The 13,801-nt window shown below is 71.5% G+C and carries 14 protein-coding genes; 9 read left to right on the top strand and 5 right to left on the bottom strand.

Annotated features, from left to right (window positions below):
• Window positions 1–2: 2 nt before the first annotated feature.
• Window positions 3–578 carry a helix-turn-helix domain-containing protein gene (locus ACF1DX_RS17335; RefSeq protein WP_391792003.1) on the bottom strand — a complete coding sequence of 192 codons (576 nt, stop codon included), beginning with the start codon at window positions 576–578 and terminating at the stop codon, window positions 3–5.
• A 110-nt stretch (window positions 579–688) separates the two neighbouring features.
• The gene (locus ACF1DX_RS17340) at window positions 689–1,885 is read right to left on the bottom strand and encodes an RNA-guided endonuclease InsQ/TnpB family protein (protein ID WP_391792004.1); all 1,197 of its coding nucleotides are present in this window, start codon (window positions 1,883–1,885) and stop codon (window positions 689–691) included.
• Between the two features lie 178 nt (window positions 1,886–2,063).
• Here ACF1DX_RS17340 and ACF1DX_RS17345 point away from each other — a divergent pair, with 178 nt between their 5' ends.
• From ACF1DX_RS17345 to ACF1DX_RS17365, 5 genes are all read left to right on the top strand, one after another.
• A complete protein-coding gene (locus ACF1DX_RS17345; protein WP_391792005.1) occupies window positions 2,064–3,011 on the top strand; it encodes an NAD(P)/FAD-dependent oxidoreductase in 948 nt (315 codons plus the stop codon).
• A 51-nt stretch (window positions 3,012–3,062) separates the two neighbouring features.
• A complete protein-coding gene (locus ACF1DX_RS17350; RefSeq protein WP_391792006.1) occupies window positions 3,063–4,601 on the top strand; it encodes an ATP-dependent DNA ligase in 1,539 nt (512 codons plus the stop codon).
• Window positions 4,598–5,062 (top strand): NUDIX domain-containing protein, encoded by a 465-nt coding sequence (locus ACF1DX_RS17355; protein ID WP_391792007.1) that lies wholly within the window; start codon window positions 4,598–4,600, stop codon window positions 5,060–5,062. Before ACF1DX_RS17350 ends, ACF1DX_RS17355 begins: the two co-directional genes overlap by 4 nt.
• Window positions 5,063–5,138: 76 nt before the next feature.
• Window positions 5,139–6,524, top strand: a complete 1,386-nt coding sequence (locus tag ACF1DX_RS17360) for an NADP-dependent succinic semialdehyde dehydrogenase (protein WP_391792008.1) — start codon at window positions 5,139–5,141, stop codon at window positions 6,522–6,524.
• 25 nt (window positions 6,525–6,549) lie between these two features.
• Complete coding sequence (locus ACF1DX_RS17365) at window positions 6,550–6,783, top strand: DUF6213 family protein (protein ID WP_391792009.1); 234 nt, start codon at window positions 6,550–6,552, stop codon at window positions 6,781–6,783.
• Window positions 6,784–6,871: 88 nt separating this feature from the next.
• On the opposite strand, the gene ACF1DX_RS17370 is transcribed toward ACF1DX_RS17365, so the two are convergent.
• Window positions 6,872–7,528 carry a transcriptional regulator gene (locus tag ACF1DX_RS17370; protein WP_391792010.1) on the bottom strand — a complete coding sequence of 219 codons (657 nt, stop codon included), beginning with the start codon at window positions 7,526–7,528 and terminating at the stop codon, window positions 6,872–6,874.
• A 103-nt stretch (window positions 7,529–7,631) separates the two neighbouring features.
• Window positions 7,632–8,858 carry an acyl-CoA dehydrogenase family protein gene (locus tag ACF1DX_RS17375; RefSeq protein WP_391792011.1) on the bottom strand — a complete coding sequence of 409 codons (1,227 nt, stop codon included), beginning with the start codon at window positions 8,856–8,858 and terminating at the stop codon, window positions 7,632–7,634.
• Window positions 8,859–9,028: 170 nt separating this feature from the next.
• Between ACF1DX_RS17375 and ACF1DX_RS17380 the strand changes: the two genes are divergently transcribed.
• Window positions 9,029–9,670, top strand: a complete 642-nt coding sequence (locus ACF1DX_RS17380; RefSeq protein WP_391792012.1) for a TetR family transcriptional regulator — start codon at window positions 9,029–9,031, stop codon at window positions 9,668–9,670.
• An 89-nt stretch (window positions 9,671–9,759) separates the two neighbouring features.
• Here the strand turns inward: ACF1DX_RS17380 and def are convergent, their stop codons facing one another.
• On the bottom strand, window positions 9,760–10,305 hold the full coding sequence (def, locus tag ACF1DX_RS17385; protein ID WP_391792013.1) for a peptide deformylase: 546 nt from the start codon (window positions 10,303–10,305) through the stop codon (window positions 9,760–9,762).
• A 146-nt stretch (window positions 10,306–10,451) separates the two neighbouring features.
• Between def and ACF1DX_RS17390 the strand changes: the two genes are divergently transcribed.
• From ACF1DX_RS17390 to ACF1DX_RS17400, 3 genes are all read left to right on the top strand, one after another.
• Window positions 10,452–11,690: a MurT ligase domain-containing protein gene (locus ACF1DX_RS17390; protein WP_030865523.1), complete on the top strand. Its 1,239-nt coding sequence runs from the start codon at window positions 10,452–10,454 to the stop codon at window positions 11,688–11,690.
• Window positions 11,691–11,715: 25 nt separating this feature from the next.
• The gene (locus ACF1DX_RS17395) at window positions 11,716–12,447 is read left to right on the top strand and encodes a type 1 glutamine amidotransferase (protein ID WP_073934696.1); all 732 of its coding nucleotides are present in this window, start codon (window positions 11,716–11,718) and stop codon (window positions 12,445–12,447) included.
• A gap of 199 nt (window positions 12,448–12,646) precedes the next feature.
• The gene (locus tag ACF1DX_RS17400; protein ID WP_073934695.1) at window positions 12,647–13,672 is read left to right on the top strand and encodes a 6-phosphofructokinase; all 1,026 of its coding nucleotides are present in this window, start codon (window positions 12,647–12,649) and stop codon (window positions 13,670–13,672) included.
• The last annotated feature ends 129 nt before the right edge of the window (window positions 13,673–13,801 follow it).

A 13,801-nucleotide genomic window follows, 5' to 3' on the forward strand; every position in this document is an offset into this window, starting at 1 on the left:
CGTCACGGCTGCCTGGGCCGCGCCCGCACATGCATCCGTTCCCCCTGCGCACCGAACAGGCTGAGGAACTCCACGGGCCCCTCCCCCGTCGACCCGAACCAGTGCGGCACCCGCGTGTCGAACTCGGCCGCCTCCCCGGCCACCAGTACGACGTCGTGCTCGCCGAGCACCAGGCGCAGCTTCCCCGACATCACGTACAGCCACTCGTAGCCCTCGTGGGTGCGCGGCTCGGGCTCCAGCCGCCGCTTCGGTTCCAGCACCTTGTACGCCTGGAGTCCGCCGGGCTGCCGGGTGAGCGGCCAGAAGGTGCGGCCGTAGCGCTGGATCGGCTGGGAGGCGCGGATGCGCGGGTCACCGACCGGCGGGGCGCCGACCAGCTCGTCCAGCGGCACCTGGTGGGCCTGCGCGATCGGCAGCAGCAGTTCCAGACTGGGTTTGCGCAGGCCGGACTCCAGCCTGGAAAGGGTGCTCACGGAGATGCCGGTCGCTTCGGACAGCGCCGCGAGGGTCACCTCCCGCTCCTTCCTGATCCGCCGCAGCCGGGGGCCCACTTCCGCGAGAACGTCGTCCGTAGTCATACCGGTATTGCAGGTTCGGCAAAGTCGTTTGTCAATGCGGCAGTGTCCGGGCGACTCTCGTGGTGGAGGTGGTCACGTTGACTTCCTCCCCTCCTGGAAGGAGGGGATTCCTACGGCTTGCGCCGTGAGGTTTCCTGCTTCACCGCCGAATGCCCGCCCGGAGTTCTCCGTTGAGGTCTTACACCGGCTCCACAGGCCGACACCGTCAGTCCGACGGCCAGCAGGTTCTCGGCTGCGTTCACGTCCCGGTCATGGGTCGCGCCGCAGCTCTCACACGTCCACGTACGGACGCCGAGCGGCATCTGCTTGCGCAGGGTGCCGCAGACGGAGCACAGTCCGGAGGAGGGGAAGAAGCGGTCGACCGCGATCACTTCCCGCCCGTACCAGGCGGCCTTGTACTCCAGCATGCCGCGGAACTGCGACCACGCGGCATCACTGATGGCGCGGGCCAGGTTCCGGTTCTTGACCATGGTGCGTACGGTCAGGTCCTCGATCACGAGCGTTTGGTTCTCACGCACGAGTCGAGTGGTCAGCTTGTGCAGCACGTCGCGCCTGCGGTCGGCGATACGGGCATGGATACGGGCGACCTTGCGCCGGGCCCTGTCCCGGTTCGCCGAGCCCTTCGCCTTCCGCGACAGCTCCCGCTGGGCCTTTGCGAGGCGGGTACGGTCCTTGCGTTCGTGCCTCGGGTTGGTGATCTTCTCCCCGGTGGAGAGGGTCAGCAGATGGTTCAGGCCCATGTCGATGCCGACCGCCGTATCGGTGGCCGGGAGGGGCTGGACGGCGGGGTCGTCGCACAGCAGGGACACGAACCAGCGCCCGGCCGCATCCTGCGAGACCGTCACCGTGGACGGCTGCGCCCCTTCCGGCAGTGGCCGGGACCACACGATGTCCAGCGGCTGCGCCATCTTCGCCAGCGTCAGCCGCCCGTCCCGGTAACGGAAGCCGCTGGTGGTGTACTCGGCCGACCTGCGGGACTTCTTCCTCGACTTGAACCGCGGATACTTCGCTTGTTTGCCGAAGAAGTGGGTGAACGCCGCCTGCAGGTGGCGCAGGCACTGCTGAAGCGGGACCGAGGACACCTCGTTCAGGTAGGCGAGCTCCTCGGTCTTCTTCCAGGCCGTCAGCATCGCCGACGTCTGGTTGTAGTTGACCCGCTCCTGCCGCGCCCACGCCTCGGTGCGGGCGGCGAGGGCCAGGTTGTAGACCTTCCGCACACACCCGAACGTGCGCGACAGCTCGGCCGCCTGCGCATCGGTCGGACGGAAGCGGTACTTGAACGCCCGCTTCACGCACATCGTGGTCATGCTCACAAACTAGCGAAGCTATTTGTGAGTACCAAATCCGCCGGTCAGGGCACAGCTTTCCGCCGCTGATCGCGGAACCTCGCTCCATGTCCCGCTCCGCCGGGGTGTCGTTTCTCCCCGCGAGCGGGCGCTCCCCCCGCTCCCGCCTGAAGGCGGGGATATCCACGAAAGGACTCAGATGAACGAGACATTCGGAAGCGAGACGTACGACGTGGTCGTCGTCGGCGGCGGGGCGGCGGGACTCTCCGCCGCGCTGGTGCTCGGCCGGGCCCGGCACCGCACGCTGGTCGTCGACGCGGGCGAGCCGCGCAACGCGCCCTCGTCCCACATGCAGGGCTATCTGTCCCGGGACGGGATGGCACCGGCCGAGTTCCTGGCGCTGGGCCGGGAGGAGATCGCGCGCTACGGCGTGGAGCTCGTCCGGGACCGGGTCACGGACGTCACCAAGGACGGGGAGGACTTCACCGTCGTACTCGACGCGGGACCGGCCGTACGCGCCCGGCGGCTGATCGTGGCGACCGGGCTGAAGGACGAGATGCCGGCGGTCCCCGGGGTCGCCGAGCGGTTCGGGCGGGACGTGCTGCACTGCCCGTTCTGCCACGGCTGGGAGGTGCGCGACGAGCCGTTCGGCGTGCTCGCGTCGAGCGCGATGAGCGTGCACCAGGCGCTGATGGTGTCCCAGTGGTCGAAGGACGTCACCTTCTTCCTGCACGAGGTCGCCGAGGAGGAACTGTCCGACCTGGACCTGCGCCGGCTGGCCGCCGCCGGGGTCGCGGTGGTGCCCGGTGAGGTCGCGGAGCTGGTGGTCGAGGACGACCGGCTCACCGGGGTGCGGCTGGCCGACGGCACCACCCACGCCCGCTCCGTGCTCTTCGTCGGGCCGCGCCCGGTGCCGCAGACGTCTTTGCTGGAGGCGCTGGGCGCCGAGATGAACGAGACCCCGTTCGGCACGTACCCGGTGATCGACCCGACCGGCCTGACCACGGTGCCCGGGGTCTGGGCGGCGGGCAACGCGATCGGCTTCGCCGAGCAGGTGGTGCACGCGGCGAGCGGCGGTTACCGCGCGGCGGCCGCGATCGTCGGGGACCTGCTGATGACCGGCCTGGACGCCGCGGTGAACGGGTAGGCGCCGGACGGCGGGGGTGTGGAACACCCGCCCCCGGAGCACTATGACTGCATGCTGCTGTCCCGGCTGGCCCGTGTGTCCCAGGAGGTCGCCGCCACCTCGGCGCGGTCCCGGAAGATCGAGCTGCTCGCCGAGCTGTTCCGGGAGGCGGAGGCGGACGACGTGCCGGTCGTCATCCCGTATCTGGCCGGCCGGCTGCCGCAGGGCCGCATCGGGGTCGGCTGGAAGGTGCTGAGCCGTCCGGTCGCCCCCGCCGCCGAGCCGTCGCTGACGGTACGCGAGGTCGACGCGCTGCTCACCACGCTCGGCGAGGTGTCCGGTCCGGGATCGCAGGCCGAGCGGGCCCGCCTGGTCGGCGAGCTGCTGGGCGCGTCCACCGAGGAGGAGCAGCGGTTCCTGTCCGGGCTGCTCACCGGTGAGGTCCGGCAGGGCGCCCTGGACGCGGTCGCGGTCGAAGGGCTGGCGCGGGCGACGGGAGCGCCGCCGGCCGATGTGCGGCGGGCGGTGATGCTGGCCGGTTCGCTCCAGTCGGTGGCCGGGGCGCTGCTGGCGGACGGCCCCGGGGCGCTGGAGCGGTTCCGGCTGACCGTGGGCCGGCCGGTGCTGCCGATGCTGGCGCACAGCGCCTCCTCGGTCGCGGAGGCGGTGGAGAAGCTGGGGGCCTGCGCGGTCGAGGAGAAGCTGGACGGCATCCGCGTCCAGGTGCACCGCGACGGGGACACCGTGCGCGTGCACACCCGCACCCTCGACGACATCACGAGCCGGCTGCCGGAAGTGACGGCGGCGGCGCGGGGGTTGCGGGGCGAGCGGTTCATCCTGGACGGGGAGGTCATCTCCTTCGACGAGGACGGCCGCCCCCGCTCGTTCCAGGAGACCGCCGGACGGGTCGGCTCCCGGGTGGACGTGGCCACGGCCGCACGGGAGGTCCCCGTCTCCCCCGTCTTCTTCGACGCGCTCTCCGTCGACGGCCGCGACCTGCTGGACCTGCCGTTCACCGAGCGCCACGCGGAGCTGGCCCGGCTGGTCCCGGAGCCCATGCGGGTGCGGCGCACCCTCGTGTCGGGGCCCGGGGATCTGGGCGCGGCGGAGGGGTTCCTCGCCGAGACGCTGGAGCGCGGCCACGAGGGCGTCGTGGCCAAGGGTCTGGACGCCCCCTACAGCGCGGGCCGGCGCGGCGCGTCCTGGCTGAAGGTCAAGCCCGTCCACACGCTCGACCTGGTGGTGCTGGCCGCCGAGTGGGGCCACGGCCGCCGCACCGGGAAGCTCTCCAATCTGCACCTGGGCGCCCGCACCGCCGACGGCGGCTTCGCCATGCTCGGCAAGACCTTCAAGGGCCTGACCGACGCGATGCTGGCCTGGCAGACCGAGCGGCTGCGGGAACTGGCGGTCGACGAGAGCGGCTACGTCGTGACGGTGCGTCCCGAACTCGTCGTGGAGATCGCCTACGACGGCCTCCAGCGCTCCACCCGCTACCCGGCCGGCGTCGCCCTCCGCTTCGCCCGCGTGATCCGCTACCGCGAGGACAAGCGCCCCGAGGAGGCGGACACGGTCGAGACCCTGCTCGCCGCGCACCCCGGGGTACGGCCGTGAGGGGCGCCCGGAGCGCCGGGCTGCTGTTGTTCCGACACACCGGTCAGGGCGTCGAGGTGTTGCTCGGTCATATGGGCGGCCCGTTCTTCGCCCGGCGGGACAACGGGGCGTGGACCGTGCCGAAGGGCGAGTACGACCCCGGTGAGCCGGCCTGGGAGGCGGCGCGCCGCGAGTTCCGGGAGGAGCTGGGGCTGCCGCCGCCGGACGGGGAGGCACTGCCGCTCGGGGAGGTCCGGCAGTCCGGCGGGAAGACCGTCACGGCCTGGGCGGTGGAAGCGGACCTCGACCCGGCGGCGGTCGTCCCCGGCACCTTCACCATGGAGTGGCCGCCCAGGTCGGGGCGGATCCAGGAGTTCCCGGAGCTGGACCGGGTGGCGTGGTTCCCCCTGGACCGGGCCCGCGAAGTGATCGTCGGCGCGCAGACCGCGTTTCTCGACCGCCTGGCGGAGCACTCGCCCTGAGGAGACCTCCCGCGTTGCGCCGCCCACCACCGCGCGGGAAGGTCGGAAAGCACAGCCCGCCCCAGGGAGGTCAGCGATGCACATCGCCACGGTGAACCCGGCGAACGGCGAGACGGTCAAGACGTACCACCCCATGGACGAGGAGGAGATCGGGCACCGGATCCAGCTCGCGGAGGCCACGTTCCGGACGTACCGGACGACGACCTTCGAGGAGCGTGCGCGTCTGATGCACCGGGCCGCCGAGATCCTCGACGAGGACCGGGAGACCATCGGCCGGGTGATCACCACGGAGATGGGCAAGCCGGTCAAGCAGGCCCGCGCGGAGGCCGCGAAGTGCGCCAAGGCGATGCACTGGTACGCCGATCACGCGGCGGAACTCCTCTCCGACGAGGAACCCGACGCCTCCGACGTGAAGGACTCCGGCGCCTCCCGGGTCCTGGTGCGCTACCGGCCGCTCGGCCCGGTGCTCGCCGTGATGCCGTGGAACTTCCCGCTGTGGCAGGTGGTGCGGTTCGCCGCGCCCGCGCTGATGGCGGGCAACGTGGGACTGCTCAAGCACGCCTCGAACGTGCCGCAGACCGCCCTGTACCTGGAGGACCTGTTCCACCGCGCGGGCTTCACCGAGGGCTGCTTCCAGACCCTGCTCATCGGCTCCGCCGCGGTCGACGACCTCCTGCGGGACGAGCGGGTGAAGGCGGCCACCCTCACCGGCAGCGAGCCCGCGGGCCGCGCGGTCGCCTCCACCGCCGGGGAGATGATCAAGAAGACGGTGCTGGAGCTGGGCGGCAGCGACCCGTACGTGGTCATGCCCTCCGCCGACCTGGACCGGGCCGCCGAGGTGGCGGTCACCGCGCGGACGCAGAACACGGGGCAGTCCTGCATCGCCGCCAAGCGGTTCATCGTGCACACGGACGTCTACGACGCCTTCGCCGAACGCTTCGTCGCGGGCATGAGGGCGCTGAAGGTCGGCGACCCGATGGACGAGGAGACCGACGTCGGCCCCCTCTCCAGCGAGAAGGGCCGCAGCGACCTGGAGGAACTGGTCGACGACGCCGTACGCGCGGGCGCCACCGTGCTGTGCGGCGGCGAGCGCCCCGACGGGCCCGGCTGGTTCTACCCGCCGACCGTCCTGGCCGGCATCGGCCGGGAGATGCGCATCCACCGCGAGGAGGCCTTCGGCCCGGTCGCCACCCTCTACCGCGCGGCGGACGTCGACGAGGCGGTCCTGATCGCCAACGACACCGACTTCGGGCTGAGTTCCAACGTCTGGACCCGCGACGAGGCCGAGGTCGACCGGTTCGTACGGGATCTGGAGGCCGGCAGTGTGTATGTGAACGGGATGACGGCGTCCCATCCGGCGTTCCCGTTCGGCGGGGTGAAGCGGTCGGGGTACGGGCGTGAGCTGTCCGGGCACGGAATCCGCGAGTTCTGCAACATCACGACGGTTTGGCAGGGTGCGTGATGTCCGCGCGGCTACGATCCCGACTGTGAACCGCGAAGTGACTCTGCCTCTGATCGTCGACGACCGCGGGACCCTCCAGGTTTCCGCTGCCGATGTCAGCAAGCTGCTGCGTACGGTGGGCGGGCGGTGGGTCCGGCTCGTCGAGGCGGGGGAGGAAGGGCTCGATGAGGACACGGTGGCCGCGTTGACCATCGAGCTGGCGAAGCTCGCCGATCGGATCGACGTGGCGTGTATCGCCCACAGCAGTGGTACGCCGTAGGGCGCAGTGTTTCGTTGCCGGGTGCGGGTCGTCTGTGGTTGATCGCGCCCACGCGGCGGAGCCGCATATCGAACGCAGCCCCGCGCCCCTAGGATGTTTCCCCCAGAGTTGTCCAGAACATCGCCTCGTAGGTCTGGAGCAAGTGGGCGTACTGGTGTGCGCGAGGTTCGTTCAAGGTTTCCTCGTCCAGCGCTGCCTGGACTGCCTCGGTGGCCATGCGGTCCAGGTCGGGGGACGGCTGCGCGAAGAAGTCGAAGAAGGCACAGGGCTCTTCCGTGAAGCCGTAGTGGGTGCGCAGGGCCTTCGCGATCGTCGCACAGTAGCCACCCCAGGCCGAGAAGTTCGCCGTCAGGGCCAGGACCACGTCGGACGGGTCCGCGTTGAGGGCCAGCCAGGCCACGTACGCGGGGTAGGACTGGCAGCCCGGCAGGGGGGTGTACGCGTCCGCCCGGGTCTCGTCCACGCCGCACGCGGCCGTGAACGTCTCCAGGTGTTCCGCCGCCAGGGTCTCGCCCTCGGCCAGGGCGGTGAAGTACGCGGCCGACTTCGGATCGGCCCGTTCCGCCAGGTGCAGGAAGGCGCGGCGGTCCGCCGGGATCACCCGACGCTGCTCCAGGGCGAGCGCGGCCAGGACGGCCCGGTCGGCCTCGCCGCGGGCGATCAGGGGGATCAGGGGGTTGGACCCCGGGTCGGGGGCGAGTTCCCTGGTGGTCGTCTCCAGCAGTTCCCGGGCCGTGCGTGTCATCGCGTCCTCCGTCGCGTCGGTCACGCACGAGCCTTTCCCGGGAGCGGGGCAGGGGTAACCCGGCGGTGCCGTCCGCACCGCCGGGTCGTCCGGGTGGCCGGCCTCAGCGGATGGGCATGCCCGACAGGGTGCGGGCGATCACCAGGCGCTGGATCTCGCTCGTGCCCTCGAAGATGGTGTAGATCGCGGCGTCGCGGTGCATGCGCTCCACCGGGTACTCGCGGGTGTAGCCGTTGCCGCCGAGGATCTGTATGGCCTGGGCGGTGACCTTCTTGGCCGTCTCGCTGGCGAACAGCTTGGACATCGAACCCTCGGCCGCCGTGAACGGCTTGCCGTTGATCGCCATCCAGGAGGCGCGCCACACCAGCAGGCGGGCGGCGTCGATCCGGGTACGCATGTCGGCGAGCTGGAAGGCGACGCCCTGGTTGTCGATGATCGGGCGGCCGAACTGCTCGCGCGTGGTCGCGTAGTCGAGGGCGACCTCGTACGCCGCGCGGGCGGTGCCCACCGCCATGGCGCCGACGGCGGGCCGGGACGCCTCGAAGGTGGCCATGGCGGCGTTCTTCACGCGCTCACCGCCCTGCCTGGCCTTCTCGCGGGCGCGGGCGAGGCGCTCGTCCAGCTTCTCCTTGCCGCCGAGCAGGCAGGAGCCGGGCACGCGCACGTTGTCGAGGACGACCTCGGCGGTGTGCGAGGCGCGGATGCCGTGCTTCTTGAACTTCTGGCCCTGGGACAGGCCCGGGGTGCCCGGCGGGACGATGAAGGAGGCGTGGCCCTTGGAGCCGAGCTCGGGGTCGACGACCGCGACCACGACGTGGACGTTGGCGATGCCGCCGTTGGTCGCCCAGGTCTTGGTGCCGTTGATCACCCACTCGTCCTTGGCCTCGTCGTACACCGCGCGGGTGCGCATCGAGGCGACGTCGGAGCCGGCGTCGGGCTCGGAGGAGCAGAAGGCGGCGACCTTGACGTCGCTTGCGTCGCCGTACATCTGGGGGATCCAGGTGCCGATCTGCTCCTCGGTGCCGTTGGCGAGGACGCCGACGGCGGCCAGGCCGGTGCCGACGATCGACAGGGCGATGCCGGCGTCGCCCCAGAAGAGCTCCTCCATGGCCATCGGGATGCCGAGGCCGGTTGCGTCGAAGTACTGCTGGGCGTAGAAGTCCAGGGAGTAGATGCCGACCTTGGCGGCCTCCTGGATGACCGGCCAGGGAGTCTCCTCACGCTCGTCCCATTCGGCGGCTGCGGGGCGGATCACATCGGCGGCGAAGCCGTGCAGCCAGTCCCGGACCTCCTTCTGTTCGTCGTTGAGCTCCATGGTGAACTCGGCCATGTCCCCTCCAGCGGCGCACATGCATGTTACTTGCGGTAACTCCGAGTCTGTTACCGGCGGGTAGGAAAAGTCAACTCCCCCGGACCCCCCGGCATCCCGTTCGATGACCGGATCACCTTCAGTGTTAGTTTGCGCAGGCGTCACCGAATCAGCACGGGTGGGGAGAGATCATGAACACCACACAGCGGACCGATCAGCAGCGGTCCGCCGACCGACGCCGGCGCGAGCTGCTGGAGGCCGCCGACCGGGTGGTGCTGCGCGACGGGCCGGGTGCCTCGATGAACGCGATCGCCGCCGAGGCCGGCATCACCAAGCCGATCCTCTACCGGCACTTCGGTGACAAGGGAGGACTCTACGCCGCCCTGGCCAAGCGGCACACCGACGCGCTGCTGGACTCGCTGCGGGCCGCCCTGGACGCCCCGGCCGACCGGCGCGAACGGGTCGAGACCACCCTGGACACCTACCTCTCGGCGATCGAGGCACGGCCCCAGGTGTACCGGTTCCTGATGCACCCGGCGGAGGAGTCGCAGAGTGACCAGGGCTTCGACGTCGGCAAGCACTCGGCGCCGCTGCTGCGCCGGATGGGCGAGGAGCTGGCCCAGGTCATCGGGGACCGGCTGGACCTCGGGCCGGACGGCCGGCGGCTGGCCCGGGTGTGGGGGCACGGCATCGTCGGCATGATGCACGCGGCCGGCGACTGGTGGCTGGGCGAACGGCCCTGCTCGCGGGCGGAGTTGGTGCGCAGTCTGGCCGATCTGCTGTGGGGGCGCCTCGCGGCGGCGGGGGACAAGGTGGGAGGTCCGGGGTTCTGATCTCCACAGATCGCGTGCAGATTGTGTGCGGCCGGCCGGGCCCACGCGGCGGGGCCGCGCCTCGACGCGGCCCCGCGCCCCCGGGGTGTTCAGTCCACCCGGCGCCAGGAGGCCCGGGCCACCTGCCGCATCAGTTTCCGGTGGCGCCGGCCCGTCAGGCGGTCGGCGTAGATCCGGCCCTCCAGGTGGTCGCACTCGTGCTGCAGACACCGGGCGAAGAAACCCGTGCCGTGGACGGTGACCGGCTCGCCGGTCGCCGTGAAGCCCTCGACGACCGCGTGGTCGTACCGCTCCGTCCCCGCCTCCAGGCCGGGCAGGGACAGACAGCCCTCGGGGCCGCGCACCACCACCCCGTCCGTCTCCACCAGCCGCGGGTTCACCACATGGCCCAGGTGCCGGACGTCCTCGTCGTCCGGGCAGTCGTAGACGAACACCCGCAGCGGCTCGCCGATCTGGTTGGCGGCCAGGCCCACACCCCGCGCCGCGTACATCGTGGCGAACAAATCGTCCACCAGCCGTGCGAGTTCCGGACCGAAGCCGGTGACCTCCCGGCAGGGCGCGTGCAGCACCGGGTCGCCGAGCAGGGTGAGGGGCCGTACACGTCCGTGGACGCCGGGGATGGAGCCTTGTCGCATGACCGTCAGAGTACGGTCCTCCCAGCAACGCCCGTCTCACGATGGTGCCGCGGTTCTGGAGTGCGAACGGATCTCGATAGGCTGAGGTCTCACCACGTGGCCGTCAGGCACAGACGCGGCGCGTACGCAAGGAGGATCGAGAACTGATGGCAGGCAACTCGGACCCGCTCACGCCGCGGGCCAAGCTGGCCGTGACCGCCGGCAAGGCGGTCGCGGCGGCATCCCGCGCCGCCGGGCGCGGCAGCGGTTCGGTGATCGGCGGCCGGGTGGCGCTCAAACTCGACCCCGATCTCCTGGCCCGGCTCGCGCAGCACCTGGACGTGACCCTGGTCTCGGCGACCAACGGCAAGACCACCACCACCCGGCTCATCGCCGAGGCCCTCAAGGCCGCCGGGCCGGTCGTCTCCAACGCGCTCGGCGCCAACATGCCGGCCGGCATCACCTCGGCGCTGGCCGGCGGCTCGGATGCCAGGTTCGGCGTCATCGAGGTCGACGAGAAGTACCTCGCGGGCGTCGCCCGGGACACCGACCCCAAGTGCATCGCGCTGCTCAACCTCTCCCGCGACCAGCTCGACCGCGCCGCCGAGACGCGGATGCTCGCGGAGAACTGGCGCGAGGGCCTGGCCGGCTCCAAGGCCGTGATCGTCGCCAACGCCGACGACCCGCTGGTGGTGTGGGCCGCGTCCTCCTCCCCCAACGTGATCTGGGTGGCCGCCGGCCAGATGTGGAAGGACGACGCCTGGTCCTGCCCGTCCTGCGGCGGTGTGATGCAGCGCCCGGGCGACGACTGGTTCTGCAGCGAGTGCGGCTTCCGCCGGCCGACGCCGAGCTGGGCGCTCTCCGGCGACCACGTCCTCGACCCGCACGGCTCCGCCTGGCCGATCCACCTCCAGCTGCCGGGCCGCGCCAACAAGGCCAACGCCGCGAGCTCCGCGGCCGTCGCCGCCGTCTTCGGGGTGCCGCCGCAGGTCGCCCTGGAGCGCATGTACCAGGTGCAGGCCGTGGCCGGCCGCTACGACGTGGTCCAGTTCGAGGGCCGTGATCTGCGGCTGCTGCTCGCCAAGAACCCCGCGGGCTGGCTGGAGACGTTCTCGCTGATCGACCCGCCGCCCACCCCGGTGATCCTCTCGGTGAACGCGCGCGGCGCCGACGGCACCGACACCTCCTGGCTGTGGGACGTCGACTACACCCGGCTGACCGGCCACCCGATCTGCGTCATCGGTGACCGGAAGCTGGACCTCGCGGTGCGCCTGGAGGTCGCGAACCAGCAGTTCCAGGTCTGCGAGAACCTCGACCAGGCGGTGCAGCTGTGTCCGCCGGGCCGGATCGAGGTCATCGCCAACTACACCGCGTTCCAGGACCTGCGCCGCCGCGTCGGCAACTGACCAACGACACCCCAGGGGACTTGAAGTGAGCGACAACCAGCTGCGGGTCGTGTGGATCTACCCGGACCTGCTCAGCACCTACGGCGACCAGGGCAACGTCCTCGTCGTGGAGCGCCGGGCCCGGCAGCGCGGCCTGGACGTGGCGCGGCTCGACGTGCGCAGCGACCAGCCGATCCCGACCTCCGGCGACATCTACCTGATCGGCGGCGGCGAGGACCGTCCGCAGCGGCTGGCCGCCGAGCGGCTGCGCCGCGACGGCGGTCTGCAGCGGGCGGTGGGCAACGGCGCGATCGTCTTCTCGGTCTGCGCCGGCTACCAGATCCTCGGCCACGAGTTCATCAACGACCTCGGCCAGCGCGAGCCCGGTCTCGGCCTGCTCGACGTGGTCTCGGTACGCGGTGAGGGTGCCCGGTGCGTCGGCGACGTGCTGGGGGACGTCAATCCGCAGCTGGGCCTGCCCCCGCTGACCGGGTTCGAGAACCACCAGGGCGTCACCCACCTGGGTCCTTCGGCCCGCCCGCTCGCCCAGGTGCGCTTCGGCAACGGCAACGGCACCGGGGACGGCACGGAGGGCGCGTTCAACGAGACCGTCTTCGGTACGTACATGCACGGTCCGGTGCTGGCCCGCAACCCGCAGATCGCGGACCTGCTGCTGAAGCTGGCGCTCGACGTCAACGCGCTGCCGCCGACCGACGACCGCTGGTACGAGGCGCTGCGGGGCGAGCGCATCGCGGCGGCGCAGCAGCAGCCCGCGTGAGTCTCCGTCCGCCTGCGGACAACCTCCCGAGACCCCGGCGCAACCGGCCCGTCTGACGGCTGGTCCGCACAGGTGAGCGGGGTCGTCCAGCAGGCGGACGCCAGGTGCGGCCCCGCCCCCCGGAGCGGCTAGGGTGGCGGAGATCGAGCCGGACGACGCGGTCCGGTCCCGGCCCACTTCGAGAAGGTTGTTTCGGGCTATGCGCATTGGTGTCCTCACGTCCGGCGGCGACTGCCCCGGCCTGAACGCCGTCATCCGGTCCGTCGTGCACCGTGCCGTCGTCGACCACGGCGACGAGGTCATCGGCTTCCGGGACGGCTGGAAGGGCCTCCTGGAGTGCGACTACCTCAAGCTCGACCTCGACGCCGTGAGCGGCATCCTCGCCCGCGGCGGCACCATCCTCGGCTCCTCCCGGGTCCGCCCCGAGCACCTGCGGGACGGCGTGGAGCGGGCCAAGGGGCACGTCCGGGAGCTCGGCCTGGACGCGATCATCCCGATCGGCGGTGAGGGCACGCTGAAGGCGGCCCGGCTGCTGTCGGACAACGGCCTGCCGATAGTGGGTGTGCCGAAGACCATCGACAACGACATCGCCGTCACCGACGTCACCTTCGGTTTCGACACGGCCGTCGGCGTGGCGACCGAGGCCCTGGACCGGCTGAAGACCACCGCCGAGTCGCACCAGCGGGTGCTGATCGTCGAGGTCATGGGCCGGCACACGGGCTGGATCGCGCTGCACTCCGGCATGGCGGCCGGCGCGCACGCCGTCGTCGTGCCCGAACGGCCCTTCGACATCGACGAGCTGACCGCGAAGGTCGGCGCGCGGTTCTCGGCCGGCAAGCGGTTCGCGATCGTGGTCGCCGCGGAGGGGGCCAAGCCGAAGGCCGGGACCATGGACTTCGACGAGGGCGGCAAGGACGTCTACGGCCACGAGCGGTTCGCCGGCATCGCGCGGCAGCTCTCCCTGGAGCTGGAGTCGCGGCTCGGCAAGGAGGCGCGGCCGGTGATCCTCGGGCATGTGCAGCGCGGGGGGACGCCCACGGCGTACGACCGGGTGCTGGCCACGCGGTTCGGGTGGCACGCGGTGGAGGCGGTGCACCGGGGGGAGTTCGGGCGGATGACCGCGCTGCGCGGGACCGACATCGTGATGGTGTCTCTCGCGGAGGCGGTGGAGACGCTGAAGACGGTGCCGGAGGAACGGTACGCGGAGGCGGAGTGCGTTCTGTGAAACGCCGGTAACGCTCGGGGCCGGCGGTTCCCCGCGGGCCGCGGGCGGTCCGCGGGGTGTCGCGCCCACGCGGCGGAGCCGCATGCCGATACGGTCCCGCGCCCCTGGAGGGTGTCTCCCGACCCCGGT

This window comes from Streptomyces sp. NPDC014676 (genome assembly GCF_043084105.1).
Lineage (GTDB): Bacteria > Actinomycetota > Actinomycetes > Streptomycetales > Streptomycetaceae > Streptomyces.